The sequence below is a fragment of the Flavobacterium soyae genome, assembly GCF_021245985.1.
GTDB lineage: Bacteria > Bacteroidota > Bacteroidia > Flavobacteriales > Flavobacteriaceae > Flavobacterium > Flavobacterium soyae.
The window spans coordinates 21346-37681 of record NZ_JAJQXA010000004.1; the positions used below are offsets into that span (position 1 = coordinate 21346).

Here is a 16336-nt window from a genome sequence, read left to right on the forward strand (position 1 = left end):
TTTTGGATATTCTATTTTAAAATCGGCCAAAAATCTGCGTCCCATTGCATTTCTTTTACTACTAATCTTGGCGTTCCGTTGGTTTTCTTTTCGTAGGCATGGTAAAAAATATAATCTTTCCCATCAAATGTATAAGCGCTGTTATGGCCTGCGCCAAAGTAATTTTCATCGCCCTGAACGACTAAACTTCCTCCGCCTTCGTTTAGTGGTTTTCCGTCTTTATCGAGATAAGGTCCGGTTACATTTTTAGCTCTTCCCACTACAACTTTATAAGTGCTTTTTTCTCCGCGACAGCATAAATCCCAGGAAAGAAATTGATAATAATATCCGTTTTTCTTAAAGATAAAAGGAGCTTCGAGCGCGCCGTCTCCTGGATCAGAATCGGCCAATTCAAAAGTTCTTTTACGTTTTGAAATTGTATGCCATTCCTGAGGGTGTGCTATCGACTTTAAATCGGGATTTAGTTTTACCATTTTTAATCCTTCCCAAAAAGAACCAAAAGCCAGCCAGGGTGTATTGTTTTCATCAAAGATTAAATTGGGATCAATAGCGTTCCACATATCACGATTGGGCTGTGATTGGATGACAATTCCCTGATCGATCCATTTGTAATTTTTATCTTTTGGATCTAATGTTGTATTCGTCGCAACACCAATCGCTGAAGTATTTTTAGCAAAAGCCGAAACTGAATAATACAGATAATACGTATTATTATGGAATGAAATATCCGGTGCCCAGATATGGTTTTTAAAATCGGCTGCAACGCCATCTGCCCAAACTGGTTTGTCTTTGAAAACTTGTGGTTCGGGATTCCAGTTTTTTAAATCCTTTGAACTAAAAACACTGATTCCGTTTCCGGTGCAATACAAATAATAAGTATCTTTTTGTTTGATGACAACGGGATCGTGTACTACAATTTCCTGCGCATACGAAACTAAACCAACCCAGAAGATTAGAACAGAAAGTACATATTTTATGTTTTTGTAAACCATATAAGTTATATAAGAAATTTAAGTTTGATTTTATCTGAAAACTTTTAGATCATATAAGCTGAGACTAAATACTTCCTCTAAAACCTGAAAACTGCGACTGAACACTAAAAATCTGAATACTGAACACTAATCATTGAATTCCCTCTGATGTCATTACGACACGTTTCATAGTTCCATCTTTGTTATAATATAATTTATCGACACAGACTGATCTTCTAAAGCTTCCTCCGTCGGGAATCGATGCTCCGTTGTGATAAATGAAATACGATTGTCCTTTAAAATCTATTATCGATTGATGATTGGTGTTGCTGTTTCCTGCTATTTCGTTTAAAATTCCTTTAAATTCCCATGGTCCGTTAATCGATTTACTCATAGCGTAGGCAATTTTCTCAGGAAATTCATAGGCATAAGACAAATAATACCATTTTTTATGTTTGTGAATCCACGGTGCTTCGGTAAAATGGGGTAATTCTATATGCTGAATTTCACCGTCAAGTTCGATCATGTTTTCTTTTAATTTGGCATAATGACAAGCCGTATTTCCCCAAAACAAATAAGCTTGTCCATTAGTATCGATATAAACTGTTGGGTCGATATCGTCCCAGCTTATATTAGAAAATTTGGTCATATCATTTGTAATTAAGGCTTTTCCCAATGCATCTCTAAAGGGTCCTGTTGGGCTGTCTGAAACGGCTACTCCTATTGATTTTCCGGGTACAGAACCATGTTCAACTGTTACGTACCAATAAAATTTTCCATTTCTTTCAATTACCTGTGAAGCCCAGGCATCGCCTTTTGCCCATTTAAAATCGGTTACTTTTAAGGGTACGGGATGCGATTCCCATTTTTTCATATCAGATGAAGAATATACCAGCCATTCGTTCATTTTATAGAAATGAAAATCATTTGGTGCTTCGTCATGACCTGCGTATAAATAGACTTTGTCTTTGTAAACCAATGCTGCGGGATCTCCGGTGTATTTATCTTTAATAATGGGATTATTTGTCTTTATCGACTGGGCAGTTCCTGCAATCGATAAAAGCAAAACGAAAAGGCTTGTAAATAGGTTTTTCATTTTTTATTGATATTTTTTTGCCACAGATTAAATGGATTAAAATGATTTGTTTTTAATCTTTGGCTTTGTTTTTTTTGCCACGAATTGCACTAATTTTCTCGAATTTAATTTGTGGAGATTCGTGAAATTCGTGGCTTATTTTTCTCACGCAGATTTTTTAATCCTTTTAATCTGTGAAATCTGTGGCATTATCTTTTAATTTATTTTCTTTCCCCAAACGGCTAATCCTGCACTATTTATTCCGCTATAACTTAAAGTCACTTTTCTTGTTGCTGATTCCCAATCCCAGGCATCAACTACGTTACATTTAACTCCGTTTATGGTTGCAATTTTTTTAGCAGCATCATACGACCAGGTTCCCGTTATATCACCGCTTACTTTTTTATCGGCAGTTAAATAAATCGTAACTGATTTCTGCATGGTTTTGTATTGATAATTCATCGTAATCTGTTCCCAGGTTCCCACTAAACTTGCGTCAGCAATTGTAGTTGTAGGAACTCCTGCATAGCGTTCCGGCTCTACAACCGGCCATCCGTCTTCTGTCCACTGAATACCATGAACATGTCCCATCATTACTGCATTTGAAACGTTGATTCCGGCTACGCCTTCCGGCAAACGAGCCTGCGAAGCATAAAACCATTGTTTGGTTGTTGGATTTTGAAAAACGGCACAATGTGAAAATCCAACCCAGCCTGTATGGTTTTTAAACTGATACGGATGCGTTAACATTGGGTAACATTCTGCACCGTTTGTAATACTGATTCCGGTATTAGTAACATACGGCCCTAAAATGTTTTTTGAACGTGCTACACGGGTATTGTATGCCACTGATAATTCATCATAAGCCAGAAATAAATAATAATATTGCGTATCTGGATTGTACATAATTTCTGGGCCTTCGAGTGCCTGCCAGCGGTTTGTATTTACATTTCCGCGTCCGGCGATTCTTACTCCGTAATCGTCGATCGTTTTTAGTTTATCTGGTTTTCCTGTTGTTGGATTCAGTTTTAAAGCAGCAATTCCGGAATGCCAGGAACCGTAAATTAAATATTGCTCTCCAGCCGGAGTTTCGATAAAACTCGGATCAATTGCATTGAATTTAAAATACGCATCCCAATCGTTTCCTCCGTTTCGAACATAACTTTTTACACCGTCTGGTTCTGAGCAGACAACCATTCCTTTATCTGTCCAATTGTTTGAAGCTAAATCATTTGTTTCGGCCAAGCCAATAAAAGCACGTTCAGTCCAAGAAGTATTCGTATCTGTTCCCACAATTGGATTGGTCACTACAATACTATAATACATTCTGTAGATGTTTCCAACTTTGCGTACACAAGGTGCCCAATATCCATAATTTGGATTTTCTATTGGTGGAAGTGCCGGAGACATTCTCGCTCTTTTATTATTTAAGGAATCTTTTACCCAAGCCGGAGCCTGAGTCATAGAAGGCCCCATGAACTCCCAATTGATTAAATCTTTTGATCTTCTGTAGAAAAAATGTCCGTTACCCTCATGCGCATTTCCATAAGAAGCATCTGTTTGGTACATATAATAATAATCTCCGGATTTTTCTACTGACGGATCGTGTACATTGGCTAAATTCCATTGTGTTCTATTTCCCCAGCTTGCTATTGCCGTATAATTATCTGCATAAGTTGGTCCGGGAAAAGCCGGTGGTGTTACCACAGGCGGCGTAACCGGATCAGGATCTGGTGTTTCTAACGCCGGATCATCTTTGGAACAGCTTGATAAAACAGCCATCGCCAAAAATCCGATGAAAGGAACAATTTTTAAAATAGAATTTGATTTTTTCATCTTTTTATCTTTTTATTTTCCTTCTAAAACAATTACTGAGAAAGGAGGAATGGTGATTTCAAGTTTTCCTTTTTTGTTTTCGAAACCTTTAAAAACTGTTGGTACAATTTTATTTGGTGTATCAAATGAATTATAATCCTGCAGTTTTGCCGATGTTAAAACTGCTGCTGTAAAGTTTTTAACTCCAAGATCGTTTGTGTCAATTTCTATTTTGTTTTTGTTTTTGGCATCGACATTTACTACTGATATATGAACGGTTCCGTTTTTATCTTTTGATGCTGAAACGGATACTGCAGGAAGAGTCTCTCCTTTAACAGTATACAACGGTGATTGAAAACTGATTGGCAATAATTTTGCATCCTGGTGAACACTGTACATTTTCATTACATGATACGTTGGTGTTACAATCATTTTAGCTTTATCGGTAAGAATTACAGCTTGCAGAACGTTAACACATTGCGCCAGGTTTGCCATACGAACTCTGTCTGCGTGATTATTGAAAATATTTAAAGTTGCTCCGGCTAAAACAGCATCACGCATGGTATTTTGCTGATATAGAAATCCTGGGTTTGTTCCTTTTTCTACTTCATACCAGCCTCCCCATTCGTCTACAACCATAGCCACTTTTTTCTCAGGATCGTATTTGTCCATTATGACAGCATGTTTTGTAACCAGTTCTTCCATTTTTAAGGCAGACTGCATGGTTTTAAAATATTCTTCTTCAGAAAAATTAACTCCGTCTCCTTTTTTACCCCAGTCAATTACAGCATAATGATGAACCCCAACTCCGCCAAGCATATTTAGCGGAATGTTTTTCATTAAAACTTCAGTCCAGTTATAATCGGCACTATTTGCTCCTGACGCAATACGAGTAATACTGCCGGTATTATTCCAGTCAGACATAAATGTTGTAAACTTGCGGTATTCGCCTGCATAATAATCTGCTGTCATGTTTCCGCCGCAGCCCCAGGCTTCATTACCAATTCCCCAGAATTTTACTTTCCAAGGTTCTGTTCTTCCGTTCTTTTTACGTAAATCACTCATTGGGCTTTTACCTCCAAAATTGGTATACTGAACCCAGTCTGATAATTCCTGAACAGTTCCGCTTCCTACATTTCCAGACAAATACGGTTCGGCTCCCAATACTTCACAAAGGTTTAAAAAGTCGTGTGTTCCAAAACTGTTATCTTCTGTTACACCTCCCCACCATTGGTTTACAATTGTAGGTCTTTGTTCTTTTGGGCCAATTCCGTCTTTCCAATGGTAGGTATCGGCAAAACAGCCTCCGGGCCATCTTAAATTTGGGATTTTTAAATCTTTTAAAGCTGTAATAATATCATTTCTAACTCCTTTTGTGTTTGGTATTTTTGATGTATCTCCCACAAAAAAACCGCCGTAAATACAACGTCCCAAATGTTCTGCAAAATGTCCGTAGATATTTTTGTTGATTGTTGGGGCATCTGTATTATTTTTTATAGTGACAACCGTCGCGTTTTGGGAGAAAGCTGCCTGATTACAAACTGCAATAAGAAAGGAGATTAAAAGTGCTTTTTTCATAATGTATTTATAAGTTAAACAGAGGAAAGTTTTTAGGAAACTTTCCTCTGAATAGTATTTTTAATAAGAAAGTGTCGGCCATCCTGATGACCATGTAAAGTATACGATTTCGAGTTTTGGATTTCCATTATCGGCTCCATCATAATAATGAACAGATCCCTTTTGAGTTCCAGTGATTCTTGACAAATGACCCGGGCCAATGTAATTTCCTTGTGCAGCCAGAACTGTAGTTCCGCCGCCGCTTTTTAAAGAAACTCCGTTTTTATCAACAAAAGGTCCAAACGGACTTGTCGAACGGCCTACTACAATATAATAGGTGCTGTTTACACCATTACAGCAGGTTCCCCTGTTTACAAACATATAATAGTAGCTTCCTTCTTTTATTAGACAAGGCGCTTCCCATGAGGCGCTGTTTCCTCCGGCAACGATGGTTTTGCTTCCGGTAGTTTTTCCTGTTGACGGGTTAATTTGAATAACTCCAATTCCGGCATGCCAGGAACCGTAAGCCATATATACATTGCTTCCGTCAACCAAAATAGAAGGATCGATAGCATTTACATCTGAAGATGAAGACGAAGAAACTACTACTCCGCGGTCTGTCCAGGTTGTTCCGGCACTTTGAGAAATAGCAGGCGCGGTAACCAAACCAATTGCAGAAGTGGCAGATCCAAAAGTAGAACAGGAATAATACATATTCCAGCGATTGTTGAACCATGCCAGATCAGGGGCCCAAAAGTTTTTGGTAAAACCAGGCACATATCCTGTAATCCAGCTTGGGGTTGACGTAAAAACCGAGGTTCCCCAAGTCCAGTTTGTTAAATTTGTTGAATAGGTCATAGGGATATTATCTCCTGTTGTAAAAACATAATAATTAACTCCGCTTTTTATAATTGTGCTAGGATCGTGAGACGGAACATTTCCGCTTACTGTTTTAGCTGTTAGATTTTTTACCTGAGAATTTTGAGATTCTGCAGCAGCTGCCGCACTCTCATTCGAAGGGATTATAACATCTTCATTTTGACAACTTCCTAATAATATTGCGAATAAAACCAAACTTGCAATTGTTTTCATTTTTTATAATTTTTAGTTACTGTTTCAATAATTAATCTTGTAATCTCATTTCTTTTTATAATACCACATGACAGATTATTCATCTGCCATATGATATTAAGTATTCTAACTAACTCAAATATATTCTTAATCTCAGTTTACAATCACAATTTACAATGAGACTGGGACTGAGACTGAAAACTCAATAACTGTCATTCTGTTTTGTTCCCGGATTATTGTCCATTTCTAACTGCGGAATTGGAAAATATTCACGTCCTGCTGTATACGAATTAAACTCGGCATCTCTTGCTTTCAGCCATGCTAATTTTGCAGGGTTTTGCAGCCATCCCCAACGGTGTATGTCATCAAAACGGTGGCCTTCCAGAGGAAATTCTAAAAATCTTTCGTGTCCAATTTGTTCTCTCATCTGGTCCTGGCTCATTCCCGGTTTTGTAACTGATAAATCCGGCAGATTAACTCTGTTTCTAACCATTTGAATGTATGCGTATGCTCCAGGTGTATCTCCTGTTTCATTTAAAGTTTCGGCATACATTAAAAGTATATCGGCATATCTTAACAATCGTTCGTTAATTCCCGAACGCCAGTCGTATTCGTCTGCAAATTCACCGTCAGAATTTTGGTATTTTCTGCAGAACAAATCATTTAAATCTCCTGGGCTTGAGGCATAAAAAGCAGCAAAATCTCTTCCGTATAATTTTGTTCCCGGTTTATTGTAAAATATTGTGGCATCTAAACGGGGATCAACTTCTCCTGTTTTTGTTTTTTCTTCCTGAAATTCGTTAAATAATGCCCATGTTGGCTGCACATCTGTCCATCCAAAAGCCCTTGGTGCATAAGTAATCGCACGGGCAGAAGTTTTCCCCCAGCCAGATGCGGGAGCACCTCCCCAGCCTAAATCGACACCGCCGGCATCTCTGCTGAATTGTACTTCAAAAAGAGATTCTGAATTGTTTTCGTTTGCTGTTGTAAAATTGTCTCGGTAGTTTGAAACCAAAGAATAAACTCCTAAATCAATTACTTGTTTAAAAGCAGTTCTGGCATTTGTAAAATCTTTAGTAAATAAATATGCTTTTCCCAGATATCCTAAAGCGGCACCTTTTGTGGCACGTCCTTTTTGGCCTGCATCCAGACCTGTAATGCCAACGTAAGAATTAGGCAGTAATTCAGCTGCGGTTTTAAAATCAGCAATAACCTGAGCCCAGCCTTCTTCATTTGTTTTTTGTGGATGATATACTCCAACATCTACAGGAACTGGTACATTTTTAAACATATTTACCGCATGAAATAAATACAGTCCTCTTAAAAAATAGGCTTGGCCTAAAATTCTGTTTTTAAGTGCTGCATCTTCAAATTCAATATCAGGGACATTTGTTAAAACCTGATTGGCACGATAAATACCCTGATAATAGGTTTCAAAAGCCCATCCGTAAATAGCAGCATCGGCTACATTTGAGTTAAAATGCCCAACATTATACATCGAACCCCATGGGCTATTTGTACGTGCGTCGTCTGCTCTTGTGTCTAGTAATAATGGTGTACTTCTCATGTAAGTACCATCTGTTAATAAACTTCCATAAGCAGCATTTACACCTTCAAGAGCGTCCTGATCTGTTTTCCAGAACGAATCGACTGCGTCATTATTTGGGTCTATCTGGGTCAAATCTTCATTATCAACACAGCTGGTTGTTACAACAGCCAATGAAAAGAAAATTGCTATATAGTTAAATATTTTATATTTCATTTTAATACGTTTTTAGTTGGTTAGGCTAGTTAAAAATTTACTTCAACACCCAAAGAAATTGTTCTTGGATTTGGAAAAGATCCTGCATCATATCCTCTTGAAAGTAGTCCGTCACTGTTAAAATCAGGATCGTAGCCTTTGTATTTTGTGATCGTCAATAAATTCTGTCCATTAAGATATACTCTTGCCTTGTCAATAAATTTGTCTTTTAGAGGAATATTATATCCCAATTCCATGGTTTGTAATCTTACATAATCACCACTTTCAATAAATCGGTTTGAGTCTCTTGAATTTCCATTAGGATCACCAATAACCGGGGCCGGAACGTTAGTATTTGTATTTGTAGGTGTCCAGTAATTCAATTCGTCTGTGTGGTGGTTTGTATATTGCCCAATCATCAAATTACGGTACATGGCATTGAAAATTTTATTTCCGCCGCTGCCCTGCCAGAACATTGAGAAATCAAAATTGGCATAAGAAGCGCTAAAATTCATTCCGAAACCGTATTTAGGAATTGATACCCCTTGAAAAGTTCTGTCGGCATCTGTAATTGCCCCATCACCGTTTACATCTTTAAATTTAATATCGCCGGGAGCTGCGCCTGTTTGTGTTGGAGAAGCTGCAACTTCTGCTGCATTCTGGAAAATACCAATAGCTTCCCATGCAAAAAGTTCACCAACAGATCTTCCTACTTCTGTTTTTGAAACTGCTCCATAAAGTGGGTTTGAATTCACTCCAATTTTAGTAACTTCATTTTTCAACGTTCCAAAATTTCCTGAGATATCATATTTAAATTTATTATGATGATTACTATATGATGCTGTAAATTCAAAACCAGAATTCTTCATATCACCTGCGTTCGTTGTAATATTTGCAGGAAAAGCCCCTGTAGAAAATGGCAATGGCACTCCAACCAACATATCAGTAACTTTTTTATTAAAATACTCAGCTGTAAACTGTAAGTCATTGTCTAAAAATCCTAATTCTAATGCGATATTTTTACTAGTTGTTTTTTCCCAGTGTACATTCGGATCAAGTGCAGCAACCACAGTTGTTCCCGGAGCAAGCGAGTTATTAAAATCATAACCGGCAAAACTGTTTACTGTCGAAGCAAAAAAGTACTGAGGAATTGTATTATTTCCAATTGTACCATAACCTCCACGAAGTTTAATGTTGCTTACCCATTTTGGCAATTGTAAAAATTTCTCGTTACTAATTTTCCAACCTCCTGAAAATGAATAGAAGTTTGCAGAATTATTTATTTCACTAAAAAGAGAAGTTCTGTCTTGTCTAAAATTTGCCTGCAATAAATACCTGTCATCATAATTATAGTTTAATCTGCTGATGTATGAGATTCCTGCAATTGTAAATTTATACTCACTTGCATTTCTGGCATCAGCATATTGAAGCATCGGAATTTCTCCTGGCGTATAACCTACACCTCTTGAATTATATCTGTGATAGTCTCTTTTTTCCTGAATCCAACCTACAAGAGCGTCAATTTTATGTTTTCCAAGCGAAACTTCATAAGTCAATAAGTTATTCACAAAAGTTCTTAACTCATTACCTGTTTCTACATCTAAAGAAGCTTCGTCATTTGTAGTAATATAGTACCAGCCTAAATCACTTGGCGGAATAAATTTTCTGTTTTCCCAGTCTGTTCTGTCGTAACTTACATCCAGTTTATATTTAAGACCTTTAACAATCTCAAGTTCTCCCCAAACATCTCCAATAAAACGGTTTCTTTTTCCGTTGTTGGTAATCAAATTATTATAACCAATCGGGTTCATTGAGATTGCTCTTTGCGTTAAGTTATCTGTACCGCCGTATCCGCCCAATCTGTTAGAATCATAAACAGGCATTGTTGGAACCGCGCCTAAAATGTCGCTGATAACGGTTTGTCCCGCATTGTATTCATTAAAAATTTCTTTATCAGATTGTGTATAGGCCATTTTTATACCATATTTAAATTTTCCTTTTTTACCATTCAAATTCAAATTAGTTGACAGTCTCTCATAATCCTGAGGTGTTTTAACATAACTGGTGTTTTTAAAATAATCTATATTAAAACTGTATGCTATGTTTTCTGCACCTCCGTTAAGTGTAAGAGCCTGATTTTGTACAACTCCTGTTTGTAACGCTTCTTTCTGCCAGTCTGTGTTTACATTTGTAATATATGAAGGGCTGTTAGGATCATTTCCCGGTGCAATACTTACCGGAACACCAGCTCTGATGTCCCTGTTTCTTTCGGCCTCGCTGGTAATTTTTTGATAGCCCGCACGATCTGTAACATCCCATTTTTTAGCTACATTCTGAAGTCCCACGATTGATTTGAATTTAACATCCATTCGGCCTGCTTTACCTTTTTTTGTTGTAATAATTACAACTCCATTGGCACCGCGAACACCATAAATAGCAGCCGAAGAAGCATCTTTTAAAACCTGCATCGATTCAATTTCTCCCGGTGCAAAATCGAAAGGAGCATCGACCATAATACCGTCAATTACAAAAAGAGGATTGTTATTAGTGAATGAAGTTATACCTCTAATCTTGATATTTACAAATCCTCCGGGTTCTCCTGATGATTGTACTGTTACACCCGGAACCTGCCCTTGAAGCATTTTGGCGGCATCATATGTAACCGTTTTTTTAGCCGATTCCATATTTACGACACTCACAGATCCTGTTAAATCAGATTTCTTTTGAGTTCCGTAACCAATAACAACTACTTCATTTAATTTGTTTGTGTCCTCGCCTAATGCTACGTTTATTTTTAATTGATTTCCTACTGAGATTTCACGATTTTGAAATCCTATAAATGAAAAAACTAAAACATCTGTCGAAGAAGCTTTAATCGAATACTCTCCGTCAAATCCAGTTGTGGCAACTGTTTTGGTTCCTTTTATCAAGATGTTTACACCCGGCAAAGGCAGATTGTCTTGTGCCGAAGTAACAACTCCGCTAATCGTTTTGCCTTGAGCCGACATTTGATTAACAGAAAATATTAGCATGCAGATTGCTAAAATCCAGTCTTTTTTTGGCAATAAAAAATTGCTGTAAAAAATTAATTGTTGGTTTGTTATCATACTGTTTGTTTAAGGTTGGTTTTGTGGTTAGTAAATAAGTGTTAATATTACATTTGTAAATTTAAATAAAAAAAAGACTGAAAAACAAATTAATATGATAAAAAAATAACTAAAAAAAAACACATATCACAAATTAAGTGTATTATTAACATTTAAAAAATTGAGGTTTTTTTCAAAAAAAAGGTAATTTTTACAAGTTATTTGTGTAAAAAATACACTTTTAATCAAAAAGCCCATTTTTAATCAAAAAAACAACAGCATGAAAGAAGGTATAAATGAGTTGTTTTTTAATCACTTAAATTCTATTAAGCCTTTGTTTTTGTAAATAAATACCTATTTAAAAGTTTCTTGTTTTTGGCTTTTCTTTAAAAAACTATCCTGTATCATCCTGTTTTTGACCTAAAAAAATCTTAAAAAAGAAAAATGAATGTTATTTTTGTGCAAAAAGTGATTTTTTTAACTCTATTTTTGAAATGTTATTTGTGTAAGTGTAAAATCTACATTAATAAATTATGAAACATTTGAGGAAGTTTATATCTTTACCAATAAAATATTGAATATGTTAAACAGTTATAGCTCTGTCGATAAGGTTTTACTAGCGGTAGATTGCATTATTTTTGGATTCGACAATGACGGTTTAAAAATACTTTTAATTCAAAGAGACTTTGAACCTGAAAAAGGAAAATGGTCTTTAATTGGAGGCTTTTTAAAACGTGATGAGGTTTTAGATGATGCTGCTATCCGAATTTTAAATACATATACAGGTTTGAATGATATCTATATGGAGCAGTTATATGCTTACAGTGAAATTGATCGTGACCCCGTCGAAAGAACAATTTCGGTTTCGTATTTTGCTTTGATTAATATCGAAAACCACAATGCAGAACTAATTCAAAATTATCATGCAGAATGGTTCCCTATAAACGATGCGCCGCACTTAATTTTTGACCACAACGAAATGGTTGAAAATGCCATAAAAAGACTTCGTTACAAAACTTCGATAAAACCTATTGGGTTTGAACTGCTTCCGGAAAAATTTACTATGCGCCAGCTATTAGAACTATACGAAGCAATTTTAAGCAAAGAATTAGATAAGAGAAACTTTATCAGTAAAATAAACTCTCTTGAAATTCTGAATAAACTGGATGAAAAAGACATGCAGTCGTCCAGAAAAGGATCTTATTTATATACTTTTAATAAAGAAAAGTATGAAGAGAAACTTTTAAACGATTTTGTATTGAATTTATAAAAGTCTCACGCAGATTGTAGATTTTAAGTTTAGCCACAGATTAAAAGGATTAAAATGTTTTTTTTAAATCTGTGTGAATCCTTTTAATCTGTGGCAATATCTATAAAAAACAAAACCCTGAAATCCACAATTTTCAGGTTTTTTTCTTCAATAAAACTACTATTAAAAAAAATAAACAAAATTATTTATTATCTTTTTAACCTTTCTTTTAAGCAATCATTATGAACATTAATCGTTAAAACAAATTAATAAGTGTGAAATATACATTTGCAAATGTAAACAAAATATGTTTCCAAAAACAAGAAATTATTTTTTATTTTTTTTATTAATTTACCAATAGATTTTTTAAACCAAAAGCCGTTTTATTGTAATATAAACAATCTCTTTGCTAAAATTCTTTGCCGGCTCATTACAAAGAATTACGCATAATCAAAGATGATTTATTTTCGATTTGTTCTTTTTTTCCTTTAAGAACCATTTCGGCCAGGATTTTTCCCATTGCTTCAAAATGTGTAGAAATAGTTGTAATTCCGCTGGCGGCAATTTTTTTCAGCGGTGTTTCATTATAGGATATAATTCCAAAATCAGATCCGAGTTTTAAGTTTTTATCCCTGGCGTTTTCGATTACGCGAACTAAATCCCGATCATTCGGAATTATATATAAATCTCCCGCAGTAATTTCTCTGTTAGTAAATTCGGCAATAACTTCAGATTCAAAATTATATTCAGCACAAAAATCTTCAAAACCCAATTTCATTCCCAGCGGTTCGCGAAAACCCGGAAAAATCAAAATCAGTTTTTTGTATTTGCGCAATCGCTCTTTTCCCCTTTGCAGTCCTTCAAAAATATCTTTTTGGTGATTTTGATAAATTGCCGGATATATTTTCAAATCTGGATTAGTCTGATCCAGTATAATTACGTCACCTACTGGTAGGGTTTTTATCGAAGCAACAATATCTTTTAAATTTGTAGGCATCAAAATGTATTTGGTATAATTGCCGTTGCTGTCATTTATCAGCTTTTGAAAAACCTGACTATTAAAATGGTGAAAGAAAATATCGACCTGAACATTTTTTCCAATGCTGTTTAAAAAGGAGTTATAAATATCTTCTTTAAAAATATTAAGTTCATCAAAAAGCAAAAAAATCTTTTGTTTTATAGTGATTTCAACGCTTTTAACGTAATATCCTTTTCCGGGAATGGCATAAATAATCCCTCTTTTTTTGAGTTCATCATAACCCAGTAAAACTGTGTCGCGCGATAATGAAAACGCCAGACAGACTTTGTTTACTGATGGCAGCCTGTCGCCTTTTACTAATTTTTCTTCTTCAATTGCTTTTTCTATTGAAAGAATTATCTGCTTATATTTTGGAAGACCAATGTTGTTTTGAATCGAAATTATATTCATAGGAAAAGATAAATTTTGTGCAATATACAAAAACTGGTAGGTACTGGTATGTAAAAACAAAGAAATCTTTTATTTTTGAATTTCACTTTTGGCAAAATTTACATGGAAATAAAACATAAATCGCATTTAAAGGAAACTTATAATTCTAAATCTTTTGGTTTGATGCCAGATCACAGCGAAATTCTTTCTTTTGAATTATCGAATAAAAAAGGCATGAAAATTCAGATTACAAATTATGGAGCGACCGTAACGTCTTTACAAGTTCCTGTTTCTAACGGAAATCTTATTGATGTTGTTTTAGGTTTTGATTCTGTTTCTTCTTATTTAGAATCTTATTTGCTGCCAAGTGCTCCTTATTTTGGAACAACCGTTGGACGTTATGCGGGAAGAATTAATAAAGGAACTTTTTCATTAAATGGAAAAACCTATGAATTGACCAAAAATAATAACGGAAATTCCCTTCATGGCGGAAATACCGGATTTGGAAAAAAAGTATGGAATGTTACCAATCAAACTTTGGGAGAAAATCCTTCGATAACTTTTAGCCTTATAAGTAAAGATTTAGATGAAAATTATCCGGGAGAATTACACGTTGATTTAACGTATACTTTGACAGAAGACAATGAACTGAAATTAGATTATAAAGCGGTTTCGACAGAAGATACTATTATAAATTTAACGCATCACAGTTATTTTAATCTGGACGGACACGATGGAAGTGTTTTAAATCAGAAGATTTTTATTGATGCCGAAAAAATAGTAGAGACAAACCACGAGAATATTCCAACCGGTAAATTTATCGATCTTACAAATCATGAATTTGATTTTAGATCCGCTAAAAGTTGTCCGGCCTCAATAGATAATTCTTTTGTGATTGAGCAGTCAAACAATGCTGTTGCAGCTTTATTCAGCTCAAAAAACAATTTAAAAATGAGTGTTTATACCAATCAGCCAAGTGTACATATATATGTAGGCGGAAACTGTTTTGATATTTTAAAAGGAAAAAACGATGTTGTTTACCATAAAACAAGCGGTATTTGCTTTGAGACTCAAAATTTTCCAGATGCTCCAAATCAGGCACATTTTCCAAATTCTGTTTTGAAAAAAAACGAAGAGTATATTCAGAAAACTATTTACAAATTTGAAAATATAAACTAACTACCTATTACCAATATAATGAATGACATTTTAATACAAAATACTACTTCTTTTTTTGAGAAATCATTTGGCTCTAAGCCAGAAAAAGTGGTGCTTTCTCCGGGAAGGATTAATATTATCGGAGAACATATTGATTATAATGACGGTTATGTTCTGCCGGCTGCAATTGATAAAGTGATTTGTTTTGCATTTGAAAAAAACAATTCAAAAAAATCAAAAGTAATTGCAATAGATTTAAATGAAGAATTTGAAATTGATTTAACTCAGGAAATAAAACTGAGCGATGTTGTCTGGACCAATTACATTCGCGGCGTTATCAAGCAATTGCAGGATAACGGATTTTCGTTTGACGGTTTCAACTGTGTTTTTAGCAGTAATATTCCGGTAGGTTCGGGATTATCTTCTTCTGCCGCTTTAGAATGCGGAATGATTTTCGGAATTAAACAGCTTTTTGATCTAAAAATCGAGAAAGTCGACATAGCATTATTAGGACAAAAAGCAGAGCACTGGGTTGGTATTAACTGCGGAATTATGGATCAGTTTTCGAGTGTTCACGGTCTTGAAAATAAAGTAATAAAATTGGATTGCAATACGCTTGATTTTGAATATCATAATGCCGATTTTAAAGATTATTCATTGATTTTAATGGATAGTAATGTAAAACATTCTCTTTTTACATCGGAGTATAATACGCGCAGAATTGAGTGTGAGCAAGGTTTAGCTATTATTAAAAATAATTTTCCTGAAGTAAAAAGTTTCAGAGATTGTTCTGAAGAACAGCTTTTAAGCATTCAGGATAAAATGAGCGAAACGGTTTTTAAAAGAGTTCATTTTGTTGTAAAAGAAATCAACCGAGTTATAAAAGCCTGCGAAGCGCTGGACAAAGGAGATATAGAACTTTTAGGACAATTGCTTTTTGAAACGCATTATGGTTTATCGCAGGAATATGAAGTAAGCTGTGCCGAGTTAGATATGCTTGTAGATACTGCAAAAGCAGATGATGCCATCATTGGTTCTCGCGTTATGGGAGGCGGTTTTGGAGGCTGTACTATAAATTTAATTAAAAAAGGACATGAAAATCAGGTAAAAAGTAAGTTTTCAAATCTTTATTTAGATACATTTGGGATTGAATTAAAATTTTATGATGTAAAAATCTCAAACGGAACGACATTACTTTAATACCA

General features: G+C 35.1%; 11 protein-coding genes. 3 read left to right on the forward strand and 8 right to left on the reverse strand.

The features are described from left to right. Positions 1 to 11 precede the first annotated feature (11 nt). The 7 genes from LUU93_RS06565 to LUU93_RS06595 form a co-directional block, all read right to left on the reverse strand. A complete protein-coding gene (locus tag LUU93_RS06565) occupies positions 12 to 992 on the reverse strand; it encodes an arabinan endo-1,5-alpha-L-arabinosidase (protein ID WP_232679538.1) in 981 nt (326 codons plus the stop codon). Positions 993 to 1122: 130 nt separating this feature from the next. Then, positions 1123 to 2067 carry a glycoside hydrolase family 43 protein gene (locus LUU93_RS06570; protein ID WP_232679540.1) on the reverse strand — a complete coding sequence of 315 codons (945 nt, stop codon included), beginning with the start codon at positions 2065 to 2067 and terminating at the stop codon, positions 1123 to 1125. 195 nt (positions 2068 to 2262) lie between these two features. After that, positions 2263 to 3882: an arabinan endo-1,5-alpha-L-arabinosidase gene (locus tag LUU93_RS06575; protein WP_232679542.1), complete on the reverse strand. Its 1620-nt coding sequence runs from the start codon at positions 3880 to 3882 to the stop codon at positions 2263 to 2265. A gap of 12 nt (positions 3883 to 3894) precedes the next feature. After that, on the reverse strand, positions 3895 to 5439 hold the full coding sequence (locus LUU93_RS06580; RefSeq protein ID WP_232679544.1) for an alpha-N-arabinofuranosidase: 1545 nt from the start codon (positions 5437 to 5439) through the stop codon (positions 3895 to 3897). A gap of 60 nt (positions 5440 to 5499) precedes the next feature. Further along, positions 5500 to 6510: an arabinan endo-1,5-alpha-L-arabinosidase gene (locus LUU93_RS06585; protein ID WP_083598001.1), complete on the reverse strand. Its 1011-nt coding sequence runs from the start codon at positions 6508 to 6510 to the stop codon at positions 5500 to 5502. 181 nt (positions 6511 to 6691) lie between these two features. After that, positions 6692 to 8251 carry a RagB/SusD family nutrient uptake outer membrane protein gene (locus LUU93_RS06590; protein WP_232679546.1) on the reverse strand — a complete coding sequence of 520 codons (1560 nt, stop codon included), beginning with the start codon at positions 8249 to 8251 and terminating at the stop codon, positions 6692 to 6694. Between the two features lie 29 nt (positions 8252 to 8280). Continuing rightward, on the reverse strand, positions 8281 to 11337 hold the full coding sequence (locus tag LUU93_RS06595) for a SusC/RagA family TonB-linked outer membrane protein (protein ID WP_232679548.1): 3057 nt from the start codon (positions 11335 to 11337) through the stop codon (positions 8281 to 8283). A gap of 559 nt (positions 11338 to 11896) precedes the next feature. Between LUU93_RS06595 and LUU93_RS06600 the strand changes: the two genes are divergently transcribed. Continuing rightward, entirely contained in the window at positions 11897 to 12586 is a 690-nt protein-coding gene (locus LUU93_RS06600; protein ID WP_232679550.1) for an NUDIX hydrolase, read from the forward strand. 409 nt (positions 12587 to 12995) lie between these two features. Here the strand turns inward: LUU93_RS06600 and LUU93_RS06605 are convergent, their stop codons facing one another. Beyond that, entirely contained in the window at positions 12996 to 13994 is a 999-nt protein-coding gene (locus LUU93_RS06605; protein WP_232679552.1) for a GntR family transcriptional regulator, read from the reverse strand. Between the two features lie 102 nt (positions 13995 to 14096). Between LUU93_RS06605 and LUU93_RS06610 the strand changes: the two genes are divergently transcribed. Together LUU93_RS06610 and galK are read left to right on the forward strand one after the other, a co-directional pair. Next, a complete protein-coding gene (locus LUU93_RS06610) occupies positions 14097 to 15152 on the forward strand; it encodes an aldose epimerase family protein (RefSeq protein ID WP_232679554.1) in 1056 nt (351 codons plus the stop codon). Positions 15153 to 15170: 18 nt separating this feature from the next. After that, a complete protein-coding gene (gene galK / locus LUU93_RS06615; RefSeq protein WP_232679556.1) occupies positions 15171 to 16331 on the forward strand; it encodes a galactokinase in 1161 nt (386 codons plus the stop codon). The last annotated feature ends 5 nt before the right edge of the window (positions 16332 to 16336 follow it).

Excerpts from the sequence above, each read along its gene's own strand:
- LUU93_RS06565 (WP_232679538.1), bottom strand. The coding sequence starts at position 992 with ATGGTTTACAAAAACATAAAATATGTACTTTCTGTTCTAATCTTCTGG.
- LUU93_RS06570 (WP_232679540.1), bottom strand. The coding sequence starts at position 2,067 with ATGAAAAACCTATTTACAAGCCTTTTCGTTTTGCTTTTATCGATTGCA.
- LUU93_RS06575 (WP_232679542.1), bottom strand. The coding sequence starts at position 3,882 with ATGAAAAAATCAAATTCTATTTTAAAAATTGTTCCTTTCATCGGATTT.
- LUU93_RS06580 (WP_232679544.1), bottom strand. The coding sequence starts at position 5,439 with ATGAAAAAAGCACTTTTAATCTCCTTTCTTATTGCAGTTTGTAATCAG.
- LUU93_RS06585 (WP_083598001.1), bottom strand. The coding sequence starts at position 6,510 with ATGAAAACAATTGCAAGTTTGGTTTTATTCGCAATATTATTAGGAAGT.
- LUU93_RS06590 (WP_232679546.1), bottom strand. The coding sequence starts at position 8,251 with ATGAAATATAAAATATTTAACTATATAGCAATTTTCTTTTCATTGGCT.
- LUU93_RS06595 (WP_232679548.1), bottom strand. The coding sequence starts at position 11,337 with ATGATAACAAACCAACAATTAATTTTTTACAGCAATTTTTTATTGCCA.
- LUU93_RS06600 (WP_232679550.1), top strand. The coding sequence starts at position 11,897 with ATGTTAAACAGTTATAGCTCTGTCGATAAGGTTTTACTAGCGGTAGAT.
- LUU93_RS06605 (WP_232679552.1), bottom strand. The coding sequence starts at position 13,994 with ATGAATATAATTTCGATTCAAAACAACATTGGTCTTCCAAAATATAAG.
- LUU93_RS06610 (WP_232679554.1), top strand. The coding sequence starts at position 14,097 with ATGGAAATAAAACATAAATCGCATTTAAAGGAAACTTATAATTCTAAA.
- galK (WP_232679556.1), top strand. The coding sequence starts at position 15,171 with ATGAATGACATTTTAATACAAAATACTACTTCTTTTTTTGAGAAATCA.